This is a genomic window from Pelomonas parva, from assembly GCF_043555835.1.
Lineage (GTDB): Bacteria > Pseudomonadota > Gammaproteobacteria > Burkholderiales > Burkholderiaceae_C > Pelomonas > Pelomonas parva.
This window is the reverse complement of record NZ_JBIGHV010000004.1, coordinates 24872-43609: the sequence shown is the minus strand read 5'-3', so window position 1 is coordinate 43609 and position 18738 is coordinate 24872. Positions and strand designations below refer to the sequence as shown.

Genomic DNA, 18738 nt, shown 5'->3' with positions numbered 1-18738 from the left:
TCCCTCAGCGGTTGAAGCGCACTTCAGCGAACAGCGTGCGGCCCGGGTAGGGGTGGCTCTGGTAGGCCAGCTGGTCGGTCAGGTTGTTGACGCCCAGGGCCAGTTCCAGCTGGCGGCTGAACTTGTAGGCGCCGCGCAGGTCGAGCTGGTTGACCTTGGAGACGCCGCCGTAGACGTAGGGGTTCACGTCCAGGTTGTAGGTGTCGTTGTAGGCGCGGCCCTGGTGGCGAAAACCGGCAGCGAGCAGCCATTGCGCATCGGGCCGGTAGCTGGCCTGCAGCGCGGCGCGGGTGCGCGGCACGCGCAGCCACCATTGGCCCACCATGGCCGGGTCGCGGCTGTTGGCGGTGACTTCGCTCTTGAAGGTGTAGGCCGCGCTGGCCTCCAGCGTCAGGCCCTTCAGTACCAGGTCTTGCGCCTGCCAGGCCAGCTCGATGCCGCGGGTCTTCACGCGGTCCACGTTCTGCACGCAGGTGTAGTTGCTGGCGCCGGTGGCCGTGGTCTTGCAGACGGCGGCGTCGGTGGTGGACTGGCGCAGGATGGCGTCGCGCACGTCGTCCCAGTACAGCGACACGCGCAGGCGCTGGCGGTCCCAGTCCTGCTCGGCGCTGAGCTCGAAGGCGTCGCCCGTCTCGGCCTTCAGGGTGGGGTCGGACAGCGTCTGGCTGGTGGCGGTGACGGTGCCGTTGTACAGCTCCTCCACGTTGGGGAAGCGCACACCGCGGCCCAGGCTGGCCTTGAGCAGCAGGCGGTCGGTCGCGGCCCAGGCCAGTGCGGCCTTGGGCGAGCTGCCGGTCAGCGTGCGGCCGTCATAGTTGACCGTCACGCCGCCACCGAGCTGGCGGCCGGCGAAGGTCTTGAAGCGCTCCTCGCGCCAGCCCAGGGTCAGCAGCCAGTCGTCGGCCACGCGCCAGGCGTCCTGCACATAGACCGCCGTGATCTCGGTCTTGCCGCCGTAGAACTGCGCCTGGGTGCCCGTGTCGCTGCGCCAGTCAGCGACGTTGTTGACGGCGTTTTCCAGCCGGTAGCCGTTGCGGTGCAGACCCAGGGCCAGGCTGTGGCGGCCACCGCCCGAGTCACCTGCCGTGGGCGTGTAGCTGGCCTGCACCTCGGCGGTGTTCCAGCCGGTGCCGTCGCGCAGCGTCAGGCTGCCGGCGCCGCCGCCTGCCGCCACAGGGTCGGGGTTGTTGGCCTGGCGGTTGTCGTCCTTCAGCAGCCGGTAGTCCGACACCACCAGGGAGCCGTTCCAGCCCGGGCCGCGCTTGGTCTTGAGCGTGGCGCCGAGCTGCTGGTGGGTCTCCAGCCTCGTGGAGGGCGCGAAGCCGCTGGCGGGGATGCTGAAGCGGTTGGTGCCGTCGGTCACCACGCCGGACCAGACCGTGTTGCCCGACGCATCGCGCAGCCAGCTGTCGTTGCGCGTTTCGGTGTCGTTATGCCACCAGGAAGCCATCGCGCTGGCCTCCAGCGTGGGCGTGAGCATGAGGCCGCCGCGCAGGTTGAGGGTGTCCTGCACGGTGTGGTCGATGGCGCCGGCGTTGGCGCCAAACACGGCGCGCTTCAGGCCCTTGGGGTCGGTGTCGTAGACGATGCCCGTGACGGTGGTGGGCGTGCCCGTCACGTTGGGGAAGCTGCCCGCCGCGTTGGCCACGACGGTCTGGTATTGCATGGGCTGGGAGGTGGCGTCCTGGTGGTTCAGGTCGGCGCTCAGCCACAGGCCGCCGTCGAAGCGGTTGGCCACATGCAGCGAGAACTGGCCGGCATTGAAGCGCTCGGCCTGGCCGTACTGCTTGAAGGTCTGACTGCTGGCGATCAGCCGGCCGGACAGTTCGAAGCCCTGCGGCACGCGCTGGCTCACGGCCACCGTGGTGCCGATGGAGTTGCCGGGGAACAGCGCCGAGAACGGGCCGTACAGCAGGTCCACGCGGGCGATGGCCTCGGGCGAGATCATGTTCCAGCGCGGCGCGTCGAAGCGGCCCAGGAAGTTGCTGATGAGGTAGCCGTCAAGGTAGACCAGCGCGCGCGACGGCTGCAGCGTGCCGAAGCTGCGGCCGGCCAGCAGCGCATTGCGGTCGCCGAGGTAGCGCTTGCGCACGGTGGTGCCGGGCGCGTAGTTCAGCGCGTCTTCGGGGTTGAAGAGGTTTTGCTCGCGCAGCTGCTCGGCCGTCTTGCTGGCCGTGGTGCCGGGCACGGCGGCGGGCAGGCCGGTCTTGCTGGCCGTGCCGTTGACGGTGACGGGGGTGAGCTGGGCGTCGGTGGCCACGCCCTGGGCGTGCGCGAGGGCGGGGGCGAGGCAGGCGAGCGCCAGCCCCGTGAGGGTGTGCTTGGTCATTGGAAAACTGCAGTGATCGGAGTCAGGCCCCTGCCGGTGCGGCATGGGGCAGTGCCCGGGGCCGTCAGGCCGCCGGGGCGGGCACAGTGCTCAGATCAATGCAGGAGGTGCGCGGGCGCTGGCAGGCCGCCAGGCGTGGGCGGTGACCGGGGCGGTCCAGAAGCGCTCGGGCGCCTCGGCCACGAGGTCGTTGCGCAGCAGCACCTGGGCCGGCGCCGGCGGTGGGCCGGCGAGGTCGGCGCCGCCGATGTGGCAGGCGGGGCAATGACCCTTGGCCAGCAGGTCCAGCGCCGCCTCGATGGGCTGGGCCTTCTGGCCGGCTGGCGAGGCCGTCGGCGCGCGGCAGACGTCCTGCCACGCCGAAAAGTCGCCCCGCGCATGCGCCAACGCCGCGCTGATGCCCGGCGCCAGCATGCCCAGCACGAGCACGGCCACACACCACCAGGCATGGTGGCGAGCGCGGGCGCGGTGCTGACGGAACATGGGCGGCGATTCTAGGCAGGGTTTGCCACAGTGCCGTGCCGCTCCACCTTGCTAAGCCGCCAGCCGCGCGTCCTCGAGGGTCTGCCGTGTCGCATCGAAGGCCAGCGAGTCGATGTCCGTCTCCAGCCGCGCGAAGGCCTCGTCGCCCAGGCGCTGCCGCAGCGCGGGCATCAAGGGGCGGAAGGCCTCTTGCGCACTGAGGTCGTTGGCGGTCAGCCGCTGCATGAGTGCCGCCAGCGCCTGCTGCTGCAGCGGTGCCGGTGCTGCTGCGGCTGCTGCTGCAGGCGCGGCGGCGGGCAGTCGTTCGCGCTGGCCCTCCAGGCCGGCCGCGAGCGCCGCGATGGCGGCCAGCAGCGGCTGCGCTGCCGCGCTGTCGCCAGCGCGCAGCAGCCGTTCGGCCTCGCCTGCCAGGGCTCGCAGGGGCGCCGCGCCCAGCGTGCCGGCCATGCCCTTGAGGTCGTGCAGCAGCCCGGCCAGGCGGTCCGGTGCCGCGCCTGTGTCGGCTGCCGCAGCCAGCTCGCGCAGCGTCGCCAGGGTGTGCTCGAACACGCGGCGCAGCAGCGCCGTGTCGCCCTTGAGCTGCCGGAAGGACAGGCGGGCGTCCACGCCGTCCAGGCGCGGCCAGTCTGCCGGGCAGCCGGCTGCCGCTGCAGGGGGCTCGCTCATGTCCTCCGCGCTGGCGGGCGCGGCCGCCGCGAGGCGGCGGATGGCCAGCACCAGCGTCTCCGGGTCGAAGGGCTTGCCGACGACGGTGTTCATGCCGGCCGCCAGGGCCAGCCGCTGCTCGTCGGCCGCGACGCCCGCCGTGAGGCCGATGACGGGCAGGGCCAGCAGGCCTGGTGCCTGGCGGATGCGGCGCGTGGCCTGCAGGCCGTCCAGCACCGGCATCTGTACGTCCATCAGCACGGCGTCGAAGGCCGGGCCGTCGCCGAGCAGCGCGTCGACGGCCTCCTGGCCGTTGGCCTTCAGCACCACGCGGGCGCCCTCGCCCTGCAGGATGCGCGCGGCCACTTCGCGGTTCATCTCGATGTCGTCCACCACCAGCAGGCGCAGGCCAGCCAGGCCCGGGCCGGCGCGGCGTTGCAGCGGCCCGGTGGCGGCCGGCTCCAGGGGCTGGCTGCTGACGGGCAGGCGCGCCCGGACCTGGAATTCGCTGCCCTGGCCCGGCGTGCTGCTCAGCGTGATTTGCCCGCCCATCAGCGCCACCAGCTGGCGCACGATGGACAGGCCGAGGCCGGTGCCGCCAAAGCGCCGCGTGGTGGAGGTGTCGGCCTGCACGAAGGGCTGGAAGAGCTGGCCCTGCACGTCGGCCGGGATGCCGATGCCGCTGTCCTTCACGCGGATGCACAGGTCCACGGCCGGTTCGCCCGGTGCGTCCGCCGCTGCCACCTGCACGAGCAGGCGCACGCCCCCGGCGACGGTGAACTTGACGGCGTTGCTGAGCAGGTTGAGCAGCACCTGGCGCAGCCGCGTGCTGTCGCCCACCAGCGTGCGGGTGGGCTCGCCCTGCACGTCGGCGGCGAAGGCGATGCCCTTGTCTTCGGCCGCCACGCTGATCAGCGAGGTCACGTCGCGCACCAGCGCGTCGAGGTCGAAGGGCGCGGCTTCGAGGCGCATCTCGCCGGCCTCGATCTTGGACAGGTCCAGCACGTCGTTGATGATGGCCATCAAGCCCTTGCTGGCCACGTCGATGCGCGCCAGCAGGCCGGCCTGGTCGGGGTTCAGCGCGCTCTTGCCCAGCACGTGGGACAGGCCGATCACCGCGTTCATCGGCGTGCGGATCTCGTGGCTCATGTTGGCCAGGAAGCGGCTCTTCGCCTCGTTGGCCTCGCGGGCCTGCTGCATGGCGCTGCGCAGCGAGGCCTCGTGCGCCAGGCGGGCGCTGATGTCGTGCGCGATGGCCAGGTAGCCCAGCAGCTCGCCGTGCTCGTCGCGCATGCGGGTCAGGGCCATGGAGACCGGCACCTGGCTGCCGTCGCGCCGCAGATAGGACCAGACGCGCGGCTCGCTGAGCGTGGCATCGTGCAGCAGCGCCAGCCTGCCGTCGGGCAGCGGGAGGGCATCGGGCGGACCCTGCCGCCCGTCGTCAGGCAGCCCGGTGTTGTCCAGGAACTGCAATGCGCTGACTTGGCCCACGACCTCGGCCGCGCGGTAGCCCAGCAGCAGCTCCGAGCCCTTGTTGAACACGCTGACCTTGCCGGCCGGGTCGGCCGCGATGATGGACACCTGGGTCGATGCCTCCAGCACCGTGCGCAGCAGCGTCATCGTGCGCTGGAACTCCAGCTCGGTGCGCTTGCGGTCGCTGATGTTGGTGCGGATGGAGATGTATTTCTCGACGCGGCCCTGGGCGTCCAGGAAGGGCGCCACGACGCTGTCCACCCAGTAGCGCGAGCCGTTCTTGGCGCGGTTGCACACCTCGCCGCGCCAGCTGCGGCCGCTGCTGATGGTGGCCCACATGCCTTGCCAGAACTCGGGCGGGTGGCTGCCCGAGTTGACGACCCGGTGGTTGCGGCCGAGCAGTTCGTCGCGGGTGTAGCCCGAGATGCGGCAGAAGCCCTCGTTGACGTCGATGATGCGGCCGGCGCGGTCCGCGACGGAGACGATGGCGTGCTGGTGCAGGGTCTGCAGCAGGGCAGCGGAGTCCCGCTGCGCGGCTTCCAGCAGCGCGGTGCGTTCGCGAACCTGGTCTTCCAGGCTGGCGTTGAGCTCGCGCATGCGCTGCTCGGCCGCGCGGGCCTCGCGCACGTCGCGCAGGATCTTGGCGGCGCCGACGACCTGGCCCTTGCCGTCGCGGATGGGCGACGCCGTGATCGACACCGGGATCAGCTCGCCGTCGCTGGCGCGGCGAACCGTCTCGAACACCTGCACCCGTTCGCCGCGGGCGACGGTGGTGCGCATGGATTCGTCCTCACCTTCCAGGCCCGGCGGCAGCAGCAGCTCGGTGGCGGTGCGGCCCTTGGCCTGGTCGATGGCATAGCCGAACAGCCGGGCGGCGCCGTCGTTCCAGTCGGTGATGACGCCGTCCAGCGTCTGCACGATGACCGCGTCGCTGCTGCCGTCGACGATGGCCGCGCGCCGCGCCTGTTCCAGGCGCTGGCCGCGCGCCCTGTCCATCAGCTGCAGCAGCGTGGCGATCAGCCCCGAGCAGGCCAGGCCCAGCAGCAGCGCCTCCAGCGCCTCGGTCCGCGGCGAGTTCTGGTGCAGCGCCGTGATGAAGGCCTGCGTGGGCCGCAGCCTGGCCTCCCAGCGGCGGCCATACAGGTTCACGGCCTGCTGGACTTCGAGCGTGTGGTCGTCGATGGCGTCGGGCTGGCGCGCGCTGTAGAAGGCGGTGGACGCATCGGCGTCCATGTCGTGCAGCTGCAGTGAGAACTGGGCCTCCTCGACGTCCAGGCCGCGCATCACTTCGTCGATCAGCAGCGGCGCGTAGGACCAGCCGATCAGCGCCCGCTCCCGGTCCTGCGGCAGCAGCCCGGGCAGGCCCGTGCGATAGATCGGCAGCAGCAGCAGCAGGCCGCGCGAGCTGCTCCCGGAGGCCTGCACCAGCGTCAGGGGCGCGCTCAGCGTGGCATTGCCGCTGGCGGCGGCCAGCTGTGCGGCCTCGCGCCGCTTAGGTTCGGAAGCGATGTCCAGGCCGATGGCGGCCTTGTTCAGCGCCAGCGGCTCCACGTACGTGATGACGAAGCGCTCGCCGGTGTGCGGCCCGAACTGGCGCACGCTGAAGTCCTGCAGGCCGCTGGCGTGCATCCCCTGCACGAAGCGCCGCTCGTCGCTTTCGGCCACGCGCCAGATGATGCCGAAGCCGCGTGCACCAGGGAATTCCTGCTCGATGACGCGCGAGGACGCGTAGCGGCCGAAGGCCTCCCGCGTCGTCGTGCCGTCGGCCGCGACCACCACGCCGCGCGCGCCTCGCAGCCCGTATTCGTAGCGATGCAGCCGCTCGTCGATCTGAAGCTTGACCCGTTGTGCCAGCGCGGCAAAGCGCTCTGCGGCGTCGTTCCGGTTGTTGTGCACCTGGGCAAAGTAGGCAATGGTGGCCGTGCAGATGCTGGTCGCCAGCATGATGGCGATGACCGCGACCGCGCGTGTGCCGGGCCCCAGCGCGCCGCGCAGTCGCTGCCAGGAGGCGTTCACGGTCAAGCCTCGCAGCAGGTCACGGCGTCGGCCAGCCTGCCCTGCAGCAGCGGGGCAGCGCAGACGCGGTCGCGGCCGGCCTGCTTGGCCTCGTACAGCGCCCGGTCGGCGGCCCCGATCAGGGCCTGCTCGTCGGTGCCGGGGGCTGCATCTTTCGGCACGCACACGGCAAGACCCAGGCTGGCGGTCACGTGGGCGGCGTGCAGCGAGGCCGCGTGCGGGATCTGCAGCCCGCTGATGGCGTGGCGGATGCTCTGCGCCACCTCCCGCGCACCGGCGGCCGTCGTGTTGGGCAGCAGCACGGCGAACTCCTCGCCGCCGACGCGGGCGGCCATGTCGCCTGGCCGCCGAGCCTGCGCATCGATGGCCTGGGCCACGGCGCGCAGGCAGGCGTCGCCGGCCGGGTGGCCGTAGTGGTCGTTGAAGCGCTTGAAGTGATCGACGTCCAGCAGCACCAGGGCGAGTGGCTCGCCCGTGCGCACCGAGCGCTGCCATTCCTGGCTCAGCCGCTGGTCGAAGCTGCCGCGGTTGTGCAGCGACGTGAGTGCGTCCAGCGCGGCCAGGCGGCGCAGCTCGTCCGTCAGGCGCTTGACGCGCAGCTGCGTGGACACGCGCGCCGCCAGCAGCGGCTCGCGCACCGGCTTGCTGATGAAGTCCACCGCACCGCAGGCCAGGCCGCGCAGCTCGGCGTCCAGGTCGTCATGGCCGGTGACGAAGATCACCGGGATGGGGTGCAGCTCAGGGTCCTCTTGCATCGCCCGGCAGACTTGGTAGCCATCCATGTCGGGCATCTCGGCGTCCAGCAGCACCAGGTCAGGCGGGTCCCGGCGCATCTGCTGCAGCGCCGCAGCGCCGCTCGTTGCAAAGCGCACCCTGGCCTGGCCCGCCAGCATGGGGGCGAGCACCTGGATTAGTGGCACGTTGTCGTCGACGATGAGGATGGACTGCATGGTGGCTTCCCTGTGCAAGCGGCTGCGCGCCGGGAGTCCGGGTTTGCTTGCTGGATGTTTTTATCAATTGTGCTGATTTGGCCGAATGTGTGCGCATTTGCTGCGCTTGAAATTGATAACAACAGCACGGTATGCCGATCTCATTCGGGTAAACGAGGTGGCGACCGCAGATGTCGCCCTGCGGCGCGTCCATGATCCTGGGGTTGTGGCCGCCGGCCTGCACACCACACACTGCGGCGATGCAGGAGCCCACCCCGCCGCCGCCCAAGCCCTGGCCCGCCCGCCTGCTCGGCTGGATGGGTGCGGAGGCACCCAAGCTGATCGCCAGCATCACCATCCTGGTGCTGGGCTTCTGGATCAAGGACTCGGTGGACCTGGCCATCAAGCAGCGCCAGCTTGACCTGTCCTACACCAAGGAAATGCTGGGCCTGCTGCAGAAGCTCACCGAGGAGGAAGACCTCGGCAAGCTCAACAACAGCGCCGTCGTGCTGGCCTCGTTCGGCGAACCGGCGCTGCCCGCGCTGCTGATGGAGCTGCGCCGGCCCGACCTGCATGCCGTGGCGGCCACGCGCGGCCTGGAGGCGATGGCCGTGCGCGAGCCGCAGACGCTGTGCCGGGTCTTGCCCCCGCTGCTGCTCAAGCGCAACCAGCATTACGACATCGGCGCCCACCGCACGCTGGTGACCCTCATCGGCGACAACGGTTGCGGCAAGGCCTTGCCGCAGCTGCGCCGCTACCGCGACCTCGTCAACTTGGCCGTGGCGGGCAAGCCCGACGATCTGCGCCAGCGCATCGGCGGCGACATCGCCGCGCCGGCCGAGGCCTACGCGCGCCTGAAGCAGGTGGTGGACGAAGCCATCACCAACCTGGACAACCCATGAGAGTCCTCCTGTTCGCCTTGCTGCTCGGCTGCGCCACCGCGCAGGCCGCCGTCGTCAACTGCGCGCCCGCGTCCAACCGCTTCACGGTGCTGCTCAGCGAGCCCAGCGGCGGGGCCATGCCGGACCGCGCAGCCGTCGAGCGCTTCCTGAACAAGCTGCAGTTCGAGCTGGACCAGGAGCGCGATGAGCGCTGGGTCAACCCCGGCGCCACGCCCGTGGCCTTCCGCGCCTGCCCCAAGCGGGCGCCGGCGCTGGACGGCAGCGAGTTCAGCCCCGCGCTGGTCGAGCAGCTCGACGACCAGCGTGTGCTGCTGGAGGTCTGGGGCGCGGTGGACAAGGACGGCACGCCGCCGGTGCTCAGCGCGCAGATCAACTACCTGCTCGTGCCGCTGCGCTTCGCGGCCGACCAGCGGGAGCCGGTGCCGGCAGGCCTGCAGCGCCTGCGCTACCCCGAGGCCGGCGCGGCGCCGACGCAGGACGCCGTGCAGCTGGTCTCCCGCCCGCTGGACCTGGACGCCTTCATCGCCACCGCCTTGGGCCTGAAGCTGCTGCGCGAGCGCGCCTTCGAGCCGGCGCACGCCAACCTGTGCCGCGCCCACGGCCTGCTCGGCGGCATGCTCAAGCGCGGGTTGACCGGCCGCAGCAAGACCGAGCTGACGGCGCTGCGCGAGCATGTGCTGGCCAGCGCCGGCCGCACGCTGCGCGAGGCGCTGGCCGATGCGGCCTATCCCAGGACCGGGCTGCTGCGGCTGCAGCAACCCGCCCAGCCCTGCGCGGGGGGCGAATGATGCGCCGCCCTATCGCCCTGCTTTGCCTGGCCCTGCTGTGCCTGGCCCTGCTGCCCCTGCGGGCGCTGGCGATGGACATCCGCCCCTGCTCCGACCCCGTCGTCTTCAGCGGCGCGGCGGTCAATGCGCTGGTGCTGCCCTGGCGCGCCCAGGCCGGCCCGCCGGCGCTGGAGGCGGCCAGCCGGCAGATGTCGGCGCTGGCGCAGCTGCAGCTGCTGATGGGCATGCTCAAGTTCGGCTCCATTGGCGTGGTGGATCTGGTGGCCGAGCCGCGCCAGGTCTGTGACGTGGACCAGGTGCTGCGCCGCGTCAGCCAGACCGGCGTCGCCAGTGGCCGGCTGAAGGCCGGGCAGGGCGTGGTGGTGCTGTGGGGGCGGTTGTTCGAACAGGACGGCGAGCTCTTCCTGCAGAGCTATCTGCGCTTCGCCCGCCAGGGCGCCGCCGGGCTGGAGCCTGAGGTGCTGAAGGTGCCGGTGCGTGCGGGTGACGCGACGCTGCAACTGCAGGCGGCGCTGCCCGCGCAGGCGCTGTCGTTTGCGCCGCGCCGCATCCGTCTGGACGACCTGGCCCGCATCGACACCGCCTTCCGCGCCGCGCTGCTGGTGCGGCCGTCGCCCGACCTGGCGGCGCCCGGCGTGGAGATCGGCCGGTCGACGAGCCAGAGCTTCCCCTACTGGGTGACCGAGACCCGCGGCGACTGGCTGCGGCTGGCGCCAATGCGGCCGGGCCTGCCGGCCGGCTGGGTGCGGGCACGAACGGGGGACGACACGCCCGAGTGGTCGCTGTCGCGCTGGCTGCCGGAGCTGGACTTTGCCGAGGGCGTGGCCGGCTGGCTGCGCCTGCGCACCGGCGGCGTGCCGACCGCGCAGCGCCAGCCCATGGCGGACGCGGCCATCGCCGCGCTGGCCCGCTACGAGCGCGCGGTGCCGGCGGACCAGGCGCCGTCGGCCTGGGGTGTTGCTGCCGGCCTGCGTGGCCAGTTGGCCTGGGGCTACGAGCAACGCGAGGCCGCCGCCCGGCAGTTCACGCAGGCGGCCGAGCGCCTGCCCGGCTCGGCCGCCGCGCGCCAGACGGCTGCCGTGATGAAGGCGGCGCAAGGGCCGCTCGATGCGGCAGCGGCCAAGGCGCTGGCCGACGAACTGCTGGCCGTGCTGGCCCTGGACCCGCGCGACCCGCTGGTGCGGGCCAACCTGCAGGCCTTGTACCGCCTCTATGCGCAGCGGCCCGACTGGAGCCCGTTCAATGCGGAAGAACTGGCGATGCGCCAGCAGCTGCTGGGCGGCTGAGCCGTTCGGCCATCTCGCCGGCCACGGCGCGCAGGCTGCGGCTCACGTCCGCCGAGCCGGCAAGCGCGATCCAGAACGCCCGCGCCGGCCCGCGCGCGCCGCTGCCCAGCGCCAGTGCGTCGGGCTCGAAGGGCGAGTAGTCGGCCGCGCCGCCCAACATCGGGTCGGGCCGCCAGCGCATGGGCAGCATGTCGTAGACCGGCGCCAGCGTGAAGCGGCCGCGCAGCAGCTCCGCCAGGCTCTGGCCCGCCACCCACAGCGACAGGTTGCCGGCGTGCATGTCGGTGTTGCCGATCAGCCGGCCGAAATGCCACAGCGCCTGCACCTGTGCGGCGTCCAGTGCCGGCAGGCGCCGCTGCCGGGCCAGCGCCTCGGCGGTGCGCGGCCAGCTCCAGTAGCCGCCTGGCACGAAGCCGGCGTGCACGCCGCCGATGGCCACGGCATGCCGCCGCCCTTGCGGCGCTATGCGGTCGAAGCGCGTGCTGACGAAGTAGGTGCGCGCGGCGGTGGAGACGATGCGGCTGGCCGCCACCGGCACGCCGTGCTCGGCCAGCACGCGCAGGGCCAGGTGCTCGGCGTGCAGCAAGTCATGCCAGCGCTCACCAAACGGCGTACCGCGCGGCGGCGTGAACTTCACCAGCAGCGCCTCGCCGCTCGCGCCGTGGGTCAGGAACTTGGGTTGCTCGCCACCGGCCGAGGAGCCGGCGGGCAGCGTGCGTGCGACATCGGCGGCCAGCGCGTCGAAGGCAGCGGCCTCGTCGGCGGCCGGCAGCATGACGGCGGGTCCGGTGGCCGGCTCGCCCAGCGTCAGCGCGCCGGGGCCGTCGTCCAGGTGCAGGGCCGCGAAGAGCTGCGTCTCCAACCGCCAGCCGGCCGGGTCCGCCGCGATGCCCGGCGCCGACAGCCGCTGCGCCAGCAGCCGCCCGAGGAAGCCCTGCGCCAGCAGCGGCGCCAGCAGCCACGGCAGCTGGCCCTGGGTGGCGAGGTCGGCACCGGGCCCGCCGACGTGGAGCACCTCGGGCGACAGCAGCGTCACGTCGCCGATCCGCTCGATGCGGCCGTCTGCCGTGGTGTGGAAAAGAGGCTGCTGGCCGCTCGATCCGTGAATAGATTTAAGCAGCCCGTAGCGCGTGGCGCGGGCCTGCCCGAACGCCACCACCTGGCCGCCCAGTTCCGCCAGCAGGCGTGACACGCTGGGCTGGCTCTTATGGGTAATCTGCTGCAGATCCGCCGACGTCAACGGCCCCTGGGCTGCCAGGGCGCCGAGGACAAGTTGATGGTCGGGAGCGGGGCTCATCGCTGGATTGTGAATAGATCCTGAATGGATACTACAGCGATGAAATGGCGGCGCCAATCTGCCTGGGCGCCGCGCCCTCGGGTTCTAGAACCGGTGCCGCATGCCCACCGAGAAGCTGTTGCCGCCCGCCAGCCCGGCGATCTTGTCGCTCATGGCCATCGCGTACACGTCGGTGCGCTTGGACAGGAAGTAGTCGTAGCCCACCGTCCAGGTCTTGCGGCCCGCGCCGGCGCTGGGCTTGATCTGGCCGTACTGCGCCAGCACCTTGCCCAGACCGACGGGGATGGCGACCCCGGCCTCGTAGATCTTGTAGTCGATCTTCTTGGTGTCGTTGCTGGCGTCGGCGTACTGGGCAAACAGCTTGACGACACCGAAGTCGTAGGAACCGTTGGCCGACCACACGGTGGTGTCGTCCACCGGCGTGGCGCCGCCGTCCTTCTTCACTTCCTGGTAGACCAGCGCGGCGCCGAAGGGGCCGTTCACGTAGGTGCCGCTGGCCGCCATGTTGCGCCCGCCCTGGCCTTCGCCGGCAGCGACGAAGGCGCTGGCCGTGAAGCCGCCCATGTTGGGCGTCGTGTAGAGCACCGAGTCGCTCCAGCCGGAGTCGCCGGTGACGGTATTGCTGGTGAAGATGTGGCGCACGCTGGGCGAGTAGCCGAAGGAGTCGCCGAAGGCGTTGAAGTTGATCGTCGCGAGGAACAGCGTCGTCGTGTTGCGGCCCAGGCGGATGCTGCCCCATTCCTTGCTCGTGAGGCCGACGTTGGCGGCGCGCGCCCAGTAGTTGTCGGTGTTCGAGCGGCCGCTCGCGCCGATGTCCGCGCGCAGGAAGCCCTCCAGGTTGAACGTGGCGGCGAGCCCGCCGCCCAGGTCTTCCACGCCGCGGAAGCCGAAGTAGCTCGTCGACATCTTGCCGCTGTCGGCGCTCTTGATGGTGACGGTCGAGCCGGCCGCCTTGCTGCTGCCGACGCTGAGGTCGATAAGGCCGTAGGCGGTCACGCTGCTCTGGGCCAGTGCGGGGCCAGCAGTGCAGGCGAGCAGGGCGGCCAACAGGGTCTTCTTGTTCATCAGTGGGTTCTCCTCGTTGTGTGAAATCAGGATTGGCCGCGGTGCGCCCAGCCGGTCATGCGGCGCTCCACCACGGCAAAGAATTCGTACATGGCCATGGCCATCGCGCCGACCACCAGCAGGCCGGCGAAGGCCAGGCCCATCTGCATGGACGAGCCGGCCGAGATCAGCAGGTAGCCGATGCCTTCGTTGGAGGCGGTCATCTCCGACACCGTCGTGCCGACGAAGGCCAGCGTGATGGACACTTTCAGCGCGCCGAAGAAATAGGGCATCGAGCGCGGCAGGCCCACCTTCCACAGCACGTCGGTGCGCTTGGCGCCCAGCACCCGCAGCACGTCCTCCAGCTCCGGCTCCAGCGTGGCCAGGCCGGTGGCGATGTTGACCATGATGGGGAAGAAGCTGATCAGGAAGGCCGTCAGCACCGCCGGGCCCACGCCGATGCCGAACCAGACGACGAGGATGGGCACGAAGGCCGCCTTGGGCAGCGCGTTGAAGGCCGTCATCAGCGGGTACATCGCGTCGTAGGCCAGGCGCGAGCTGCCCATCAGGCAGCCCAGCAGCACGCCGACGACGATGGAGATGCCGAAGCCCAGCATCGTCACCCACCAGGTGCGCCACGCGTGGCCGAGGATGGTGGCGTGGTGCTCCCAGAATTGCTGCGCAATGCGCGACGGGCTGGGGAACAGGAACTCCGACACGTCGAACAGGCCGCAGATGGTCTGCCACAGCGCCAGGATGGCGAACAGCAGGAACCAGTGCGCCTGGGCTTGAAGTCGCTTGGCTTTCATTGGGCAATCTCCGCGCCGGCCTTCTTGAGGGCGCCGATGTGGCCACGCAGTTCCAGCACGATCTCGCCGAACTCGGGCGTGTAGGTGATGTCCAGGTCACGCGGGCGCGGCAGGTTGACTTCGCGCTTCATCAGGAAGCGGCCCGGGCTCTTGGTCATCACGTAGATGCTGTCGGCCAGGAAGACCGACTCGCGCAGGTCGTGCGTGACCAGGATGACGTTGAAGCCCTGCGCCGCCTGCAGGTCGCGCAGGATGCACCACAGCTCCTCGCGGGTGAACGCGTCCAGCGCGCCGAAGGGCTCGTCGAGCAGCAGCAGTTGCGGCTCGTGGATGAGAGCGCGGCAGATGCTGGCGCGCTGCTGCATGCCGCCGGACAGCTGCCAGGGGAACTTGTCTTCATAGCCGGCCAGGCCCACGCGGGCCAGCAGCGCGCGGGCGCGGGCCTCGAACTCCTGTTTCTTGGTCTTCAGCTCCGAGCGGAAGGGCTCGACGATCTCCAGCGGCAGCATGACGTTGGCCAGCGTCGTGCGCCAGGGCAGCAGCGAGGCCGACTGGAAGGCCATGCCGCTGATCTTCAGCGGCCCGTGCACGGTCTTGCCATCGACGCGGATCTCACCGCGCGACGGCGGCTTCAGCCCGGTGGCCAGCTTCATGAAGGTGGACTTGCCGCAGCCCGACGGCCCGACGATGGCGATGAACTCGCCACGCCTGACCTTCAGGTCGATGGCCTCGACGGCGAACTTGCCTTGGGCCAGCAGCTCTTCGTTGTAGGCCAGCCAGACGTCGCGGAAATCGACGAACGCTTCGGTGCTCATTTCTTGGCCGGCAGGATGTTCAGCTCGGCGGCGGAGGGCAGGAAGCCGCCGTTCCACACGGCATTGGCGTCCACCCGCGTCTTGGTCGCATAGGCGTCCGACACCTGGCTGGCCATCAGCGACAGCCGCGCCGCGTTCAGCTGACCGAAGCCCTCGGCGCGCGCATCCGGGCTGGCGATGACCGCGTCGATGGCCATGCGCAACCGGCGCTTCTCCAGGTCCACGTTGATGATGCCGTCGCGCTCCTTGACGAAGGCGATGGCGCCGTCCGGCTTGGCCAACACTTCCTTGGCGCCCTTGGTGAAGCCGCGCAGGAAGGCTTTCAGCGCCTCGGGCTTTTCCTTGAGGAACTTCGGGCTGGCGATGATGACGTTGCCGTACAGCTTCACGCCGTTCTCGGCATACGGGAAGACCACCACGTCCGCCGCCTTCACGCCGCGCGCTTCCAGGTTGAGCAGGGACGTGAAGGAGAAGCCGGTGATGGCGTCCACGTCACCGCGCAGCAGCATGGTCTCGCGCAGCGGCGGGTCCATGCTGATCCAGGTCGCCGCGCCGAGCTTGTTGACCTTGGACAGGATGGGGTAGCCGCGCCGGCCGGCGTCGAACACCGGCGCGCCGAGCTTCTTGCCGTTGAGATCGGCGAGCGTCTTGATGCCGCTTTTCTTCAGCGCCAGCACTGCCGCCGGCGTGTTGTTGTAGACCACCATGACGGCGACCGGCTTGTTCGGCGCATCGGGGTTGTTGGCGTGGAACTCCATCAGCGCGGCCATGTCAGCAAAGCCGATGTCGTAGGCACCCGAGGCCACGCGCGTCACCGCGCCGCCGGAGCCGTTGCCGGCATCGACTGTCACGTCCAGCTTCTCGGCCTTGAAGTGACCCTTGGCGACGGGCAGCAGGAAGAGGGCGGCCGGGCCTTCAAAGCGCCAGTCGAGCTGAAACTTGATCGGCGTTGTCTGTGCCTGCGCCAGTGGCGCCGCGAGCATGGCAAGGGAAACGAACAGCTTGCCGACGTGCTGGGAGAGGGTCATTCGGTTTCCTTGAAGGGGCGAGTGATGCGGTGTTCACCCTGGTATACAAGTTCCATGCCTGCGGTGCGGCCGGCTTGTGGCGGTGCCTGCACCACGGATGAGCGGTGCTCGGGAGTGCTTCGCCCTGATGTAGTGCGGTGGCCCGCGCGTCTCAGTGCTCCATGGCGCGTATTCGGGCCGAGCGCCGGGCCGCCCCAAGCCGGCCCGGTGGGCGATGTGCTTGCGGCTCAATGCCGCAAGCATCGCCGTCCCCCCGGGGGGCCGGCCAACGTACTCGTTGGACGAGGGGCTCCATCAATATTTGGCGAAGTTCGCGGCCACGCGCTGCTGCAGGTAGTCCTCAGCGGTGATGGGCGGGTACTTGCCGGAAGGGCTTTCGATCAGCACGTCGCGGTTGGCCTGCGCGAAGAAGGCCAGGCTGTAGCGCGCGCCTTGGTACTCGTGGGCCGCCGGGTTCTTCACGCGGTGGAAGTTGGAGGGCAACTGGTCGTCGCTCCAGCGCATCAGCATGTCGCCGATGTTGCAGGTGATGAGGTCGTCGGCCGGCGTGATCGGCGTCCAGGCCTGCGAGGCCATGTCCTTGCCCGGCAACACCTGCAGGCCACCCTGGCCGGCGCGCTGGAACAGCAGCGTCAGGCAGTCGAAGTCGGTGTGCGCACCGGCACGCCACAGGCCCAGGCGGTCGCGCTGAGCGGGATCGATTGCGAAGTAGTGCAGCAGGCGCAGCGTGCTCTGGTAGCCGGGCTTGGATGGGTCGTGCGCGGTGGTGAAGAAGTCGTCCGCAAAACCCAGCTTGGCCGCGAAGCACGACAGCACGCGCATGCCCACGCCCCAAGCCTGCTTCTCGAAGCCCAGCATCGTGTCCTGAAAGCCCGGCAGCTCGTCGTCTGGCCACAGGCCGTCCATGTGCGGGCGGGTGATCTGGTAGGACTCCTTCTGGTCCGGTGTGCCGGTCGACGGGCGCACCTGGGCGCGGCTTTCCCAGCCAGCGTTGAACTGCTTCTTCAACGGGTGCCGGGCCTTGACCGCGTCGGGCAGTGCAAAGAAGCGCTCGGTCTGCGCAAACGCCTGCGTGATCGTGGCCGGCGCGATGCCGTGGTTCTTCAACTGGAAGAAGCCCACATCGACCGCCGCGTCCCAGAGCTGGTCGGCGATCTCGGCGCGGCGGGCGTCGAAGTTGGCCAGGTCGATGACGCGGACCTCGCGCTGGTGGGTCTCGGAGCCCATCGCGCCCATGCGCGACTCCTTCTGCAGTTCCTGCATCGTGTTCATTGCAATGTCCGTTTCAGCGTTGCCAGAAGGCGGTGTGGGGGGCGGTGGCTTCGTCGGCGAGCGCCGGGCCGAGCACCTCGAAGGTTTGGGAGGTGGTCTTGAAGACGTCGCGGCAAGACATTTCCAGGTCGTCGGCGCCGGCCTGCAGCGCGCGGAAAGACCGCAGGCTGACGGCATCGATGCCGAAGACGACGCGGCGGATGCCCGACCAGAAGATCGCGCCTGCGCACATCACACAGGGTTCGCCGGAGGCATACATCGTGGCGCCGACGAAGGCGGCGCGCGGGTGGGCCTGCGAGGCGGCGCTCAGCGCATTGACCTCGGCATGCCGCGTGCAGTCGCCGGTCTCGGTGTTGTCGTTGCGTGCCTCGCCCAGCACCGCGCCGCTGCCGGCGACGATGACCGCGCCGAAGGGCCGGTTGCCACGCTTGCCGGCCTGCGCGGAAAGCTCGATGGCGCGGCGCAGGTAGAGCGCGTCGGTGTCGTTCAGGGATTCGCTCATGGCGTCAGACCTTCAGCGTCCGCTCGTTCAGGGCGGGCAGGAAGCGCAGGTCGTAGACCGCATCGAAGGCCGGCTTGGCCTTCAAACCGAAGGTCTCACTGACCGCCGCAATCTGCTGCTCGACCAGCGCGCGGTGCACACCGCCCAGGCCGTGCTGACGCGTGTCGGCACCGGTCACGTAGCCTGCGGTGATGTTCCAGCGCGCGATCTCGGTCGCTGCGGACAGCAGGGACTCGCGGGCGATGACATGCGCCATCGCAGCCGCCGGGTCGGCCAGCGTGTCGTGCAGCCCGCGCTGCGTGGCGCGCAGGAAGGCGGCGACGGCGCCAGGGTTGGCGGCGGCCAGCTTGGTCGACGTGAGGATGGCGTTGCCGTAGAGCTGCAGGCCGGCGTCCGAATACTTCAGCACCGCGAGCTGCTCGACCGGCACGCGCTGGAACAGCGACACGGCGGAGTCGTGGAAGTAGGTCGCGCCGTCCACGTCGCCGCGGATGATGACGTTGTCGCGCTGCGAGAAGTCGGTCGTGACCCACTCGAAGGCGTCCGTCTTCATGCCCAGCTGCTTGGCGGCCATGGGCCAGGCGCGGCGCGTCGATTCCACGGCGCCGGCGGCGATGCGCTTGCCGGCGACGCTGCGCCAGTCGTTGCCCAGGCCCCGGTCGCGGCGGCCGATGATGACGAAGGGCGCGCGGTTGTAGTACTGGTAGACGGCGCGCACGAGGTCGGCCCGGCCGGCGTCGGCGTTGAACTCGACCAGCGAGCTGATGTCGCCGAAGCCCATGTCGTAGGCGCCGCTGGCCACGCGCGTGATCGACGCGACCGAGCCGTTGCCCACGTCGATGCTCACGTCCAGCCCCTGTTCGCGGTAGTAGCCCTTGGCCAGCGCGACGAAGAAGGGGGCGACCTGGCCGCTGACGCGGAAGTCCAGCGTGAACTTGATCGGCGTCAGCTTGGGGGCGGCGGTGCTTGCCGTGAAGGGGAGGGCCGGCGCGCTGGCGGCGGCGAACTTGAGCAATTGGCGGCGTTGCATGGGCGGGCTCCTGGATGAATTGCATTCAGTCTAGGAACCGCAGGTGCATGGCAAAAGCCATGCGTCGGCCATGTGAGCCATATCGCGCGG

At 70.4% G+C, this 18738-nt stretch carries 15 protein-coding genes; 3 read left to right on the top strand and 12 right to left on the bottom strand.

Annotated elements, in window-relative coordinates; genetic code table 11:
- Positions 1-4 precede the first annotated feature (4 nt).
- The 4 genes from ACG00Y_RS10855 to ACG00Y_RS10840 form a co-directional block, all read right to left on the bottom strand.
- Complete coding sequence (locus ACG00Y_RS10855; protein ID WP_394478673.1) at positions 5-2329, bottom strand: TonB-dependent receptor; 2325 nt, start codon at positions 2327-2329, stop codon at positions 5-7.
- A gap of 90 nt (positions 2330-2419) precedes the next feature.
- The gene (locus tag ACG00Y_RS10850) at positions 2420-2812 is read right to left on the bottom strand and encodes a DUF2946 family protein (RefSeq protein WP_394478671.1); all 393 of its coding nucleotides are present in this window, start codon (positions 2810-2812) and stop codon (positions 2420-2422) included.
- Positions 2813-2863: 51 nt separating this feature from the next.
- Positions 2864-6946 (bottom strand): PAS domain S-box protein, encoded by a 4083-nt coding sequence (locus tag ACG00Y_RS10845; RefSeq protein WP_394478670.1) that lies wholly within the window; start codon positions 6944-6946, stop codon positions 2864-2866.
- A gap of 2 nt (positions 6947-6948) precedes the next feature.
- On the bottom strand, positions 6949-7896 hold the full coding sequence (locus ACG00Y_RS10840; protein WP_394478668.1) for a diguanylate cyclase domain-containing protein: 948 nt from the start codon (positions 7894-7896) through the stop codon (positions 6949-6951).
- 239 nt (positions 7897-8135) lie between these two features.
- On the opposite strand from ACG00Y_RS10840, the gene ACG00Y_RS10835 reads away from it, so the two are divergent.
- From ACG00Y_RS10835 to ACG00Y_RS10825, 3 genes are read left to right on the top strand one after another with little or no spacing between them, the layout of a single operon-like run.
- Positions 8136-8777, top strand: a complete 642-nt coding sequence (locus ACG00Y_RS10835) for a hypothetical protein (protein WP_394478666.1) — start codon at positions 8136-8138, stop codon at positions 8775-8777.
- Positions 8774-9565, top strand: a complete 792-nt coding sequence (locus tag ACG00Y_RS10830; RefSeq protein WP_394478664.1) for a hypothetical protein — start codon at positions 8774-8776, stop codon at positions 9563-9565. The genes ACG00Y_RS10835 and ACG00Y_RS10830 overlap by 4 nt, the downstream gene beginning before the upstream one ends.
- Complete coding sequence (locus ACG00Y_RS10825) at positions 9562-10851, top strand: hypothetical protein (RefSeq protein ID WP_394478662.1); 1290 nt, start codon at positions 9562-9564, stop codon at positions 10849-10851. The genes ACG00Y_RS10830 and ACG00Y_RS10825 overlap by 4 nt, the downstream gene beginning before the upstream one ends.
- On the opposite strand, the gene ACG00Y_RS10820 is transcribed toward ACG00Y_RS10825, so the two are convergent.
- The 8 genes from ACG00Y_RS10820 to ACG00Y_RS10785 form a co-directional block, all read right to left on the bottom strand.
- Positions 10805-12148 (bottom strand): HipA domain-containing protein, encoded by a 1344-nt coding sequence (locus ACG00Y_RS10820; protein ID WP_394478661.1) that lies wholly within the window; start codon positions 12146-12148, stop codon positions 10805-10807. The two genes, ACG00Y_RS10825 and ACG00Y_RS10820, sit on opposite strands and share 47 nt — an antisense overlap.
- 84 nt (positions 12149-12232) lie before the next feature.
- Positions 12233-13213, bottom strand: a complete 981-nt coding sequence (locus ACG00Y_RS10815) for a porin (RefSeq protein WP_394478659.1) — start codon at positions 13211-13213, stop codon at positions 12233-12235.
- A gap of 26 nt (positions 13214-13239) precedes the next feature.
- On the bottom strand, positions 13240-14001 hold the full coding sequence (locus tag ACG00Y_RS10810; protein ID WP_394478657.1) for an ABC transporter permease: 762 nt from the start codon (positions 13999-14001) through the stop codon (positions 13240-13242).
- Positions 13998-14816 (bottom strand): ABC transporter ATP-binding protein, encoded by an 819-nt coding sequence (locus ACG00Y_RS10805; protein ID WP_394478656.1) that lies wholly within the window; start codon positions 14814-14816, stop codon positions 13998-14000. The genes ACG00Y_RS10810 and ACG00Y_RS10805 overlap by 4 nt, the downstream gene beginning before the upstream one ends.
- On the bottom strand, positions 14813-15844 hold the full coding sequence (locus tag ACG00Y_RS10800; RefSeq protein ID WP_394478654.1) for an ABC transporter substrate-binding protein: 1032 nt from the start codon (positions 15842-15844) through the stop codon (positions 14813-14815). Before ACG00Y_RS10800 ends, ACG00Y_RS10805 begins: the two co-directional genes overlap by 4 nt.
- Positions 15845-16138: 294 nt before the next feature.
- The gene (locus ACG00Y_RS10795) at positions 16139-17116 is read right to left on the bottom strand and encodes an isopenicillin N synthase family dioxygenase (protein ID WP_394478652.1); all 978 of its coding nucleotides are present in this window, start codon (positions 17114-17116) and stop codon (positions 16139-16141) included.
- A 13-nt stretch (positions 17117-17129) separates the two neighbouring features.
- Complete coding sequence (locus ACG00Y_RS10790) at positions 17130-17618, bottom strand: nucleoside deaminase (protein WP_394478651.1); 489 nt, start codon at positions 17616-17618, stop codon at positions 17130-17132.
- A gap of 4 nt (positions 17619-17622) precedes the next feature.
- Entirely contained in the window at positions 17623-18648 is a 1026-nt protein-coding gene (locus ACG00Y_RS10785) for an ABC transporter substrate-binding protein (RefSeq protein ID WP_394478649.1), read from the bottom strand.
- Positions 18649-18738: the final 90 nt, after the last annotated feature.

Bases quoted from the DNA above. Each gene is read 5' to 3' on its own strand.
- ACG00Y_RS10855 (WP_394478673.1), bottom strand. From the start codon at position 2,329: ATGACCAAGCACACCCTCACGGGGCTGGCGCTCGCCTGCCTCGCCCCC.
- ACG00Y_RS10800 (WP_394478654.1), bottom strand. From the start codon at position 15,844: ATGACCCTCTCCCAGCACGTCGGCAAGCTGTTCGTTTCCCTTGCCATG.
- ACG00Y_RS10810 (WP_394478657.1), bottom strand. From the start codon at position 14,001: ATGAAAGCCAAGCGACTTCAAGCCCAGGCGCACTGGTTCCTGCTGTTC.
- ACG00Y_RS10785 (WP_394478649.1), bottom strand. From the start codon at position 18,648: ATGCAACGCCGCCAATTGCTCAAGTTCGCCGCCGCCAGCGCGCCGGCC.
- ACG00Y_RS10820 (WP_394478661.1), bottom strand. From the start codon at position 12,148: ATGAGCCCCGCTCCCGACCATCAACTTGTCCTCGGCGCCCTGGCAGCC.
- ACG00Y_RS10790 (WP_394478651.1), bottom strand. From the start codon at position 17,618: ATGAGCGAATCCCTGAACGACACCGACGCGCTCTACCTGCGCCGCGCC.
- ACG00Y_RS10795 (WP_394478652.1), bottom strand. From the start codon at position 17,116: ATGAACACGATGCAGGAACTGCAGAAGGAGTCGCGCATGGGCGCGATG.
- ACG00Y_RS10835 (WP_394478666.1), top strand. From the start codon at position 8,136: ATGCAGGAGCCCACCCCGCCGCCGCCCAAGCCCTGGCCCGCCCGCCTG.
- ACG00Y_RS10830 (WP_394478664.1), top strand. From the start codon at position 8,774: ATGAGAGTCCTCCTGTTCGCCTTGCTGCTCGGCTGCGCCACCGCGCAG.
- ACG00Y_RS10825 (WP_394478662.1), top strand. From the start codon at position 9,562: ATGATGCGCCGCCCTATCGCCCTGCTTTGCCTGGCCCTGCTGTGCCTG.
- ACG00Y_RS10815 (WP_394478659.1), bottom strand. From the start codon at position 13,213: ATGAACAAGAAGACCCTGTTGGCCGCCCTGCTCGCCTGCACTGCTGGC.
- ACG00Y_RS10850 (WP_394478671.1), bottom strand. From the start codon at position 2,812: ATGTTCCGTCAGCACCGCGCCCGCGCTCGCCACCATGCCTGGTGGTGT.
- ACG00Y_RS10840 (WP_394478668.1), bottom strand. From the start codon at position 7,896: ATGCAGTCCATCCTCATCGTCGACGACAACGTGCCACTAATCCAGGTG.
- ACG00Y_RS10805 (WP_394478656.1), bottom strand. From the start codon at position 14,816: ATGAGCACCGAAGCGTTCGTCGATTTCCGCGACGTCTGGCTGGCCTAC.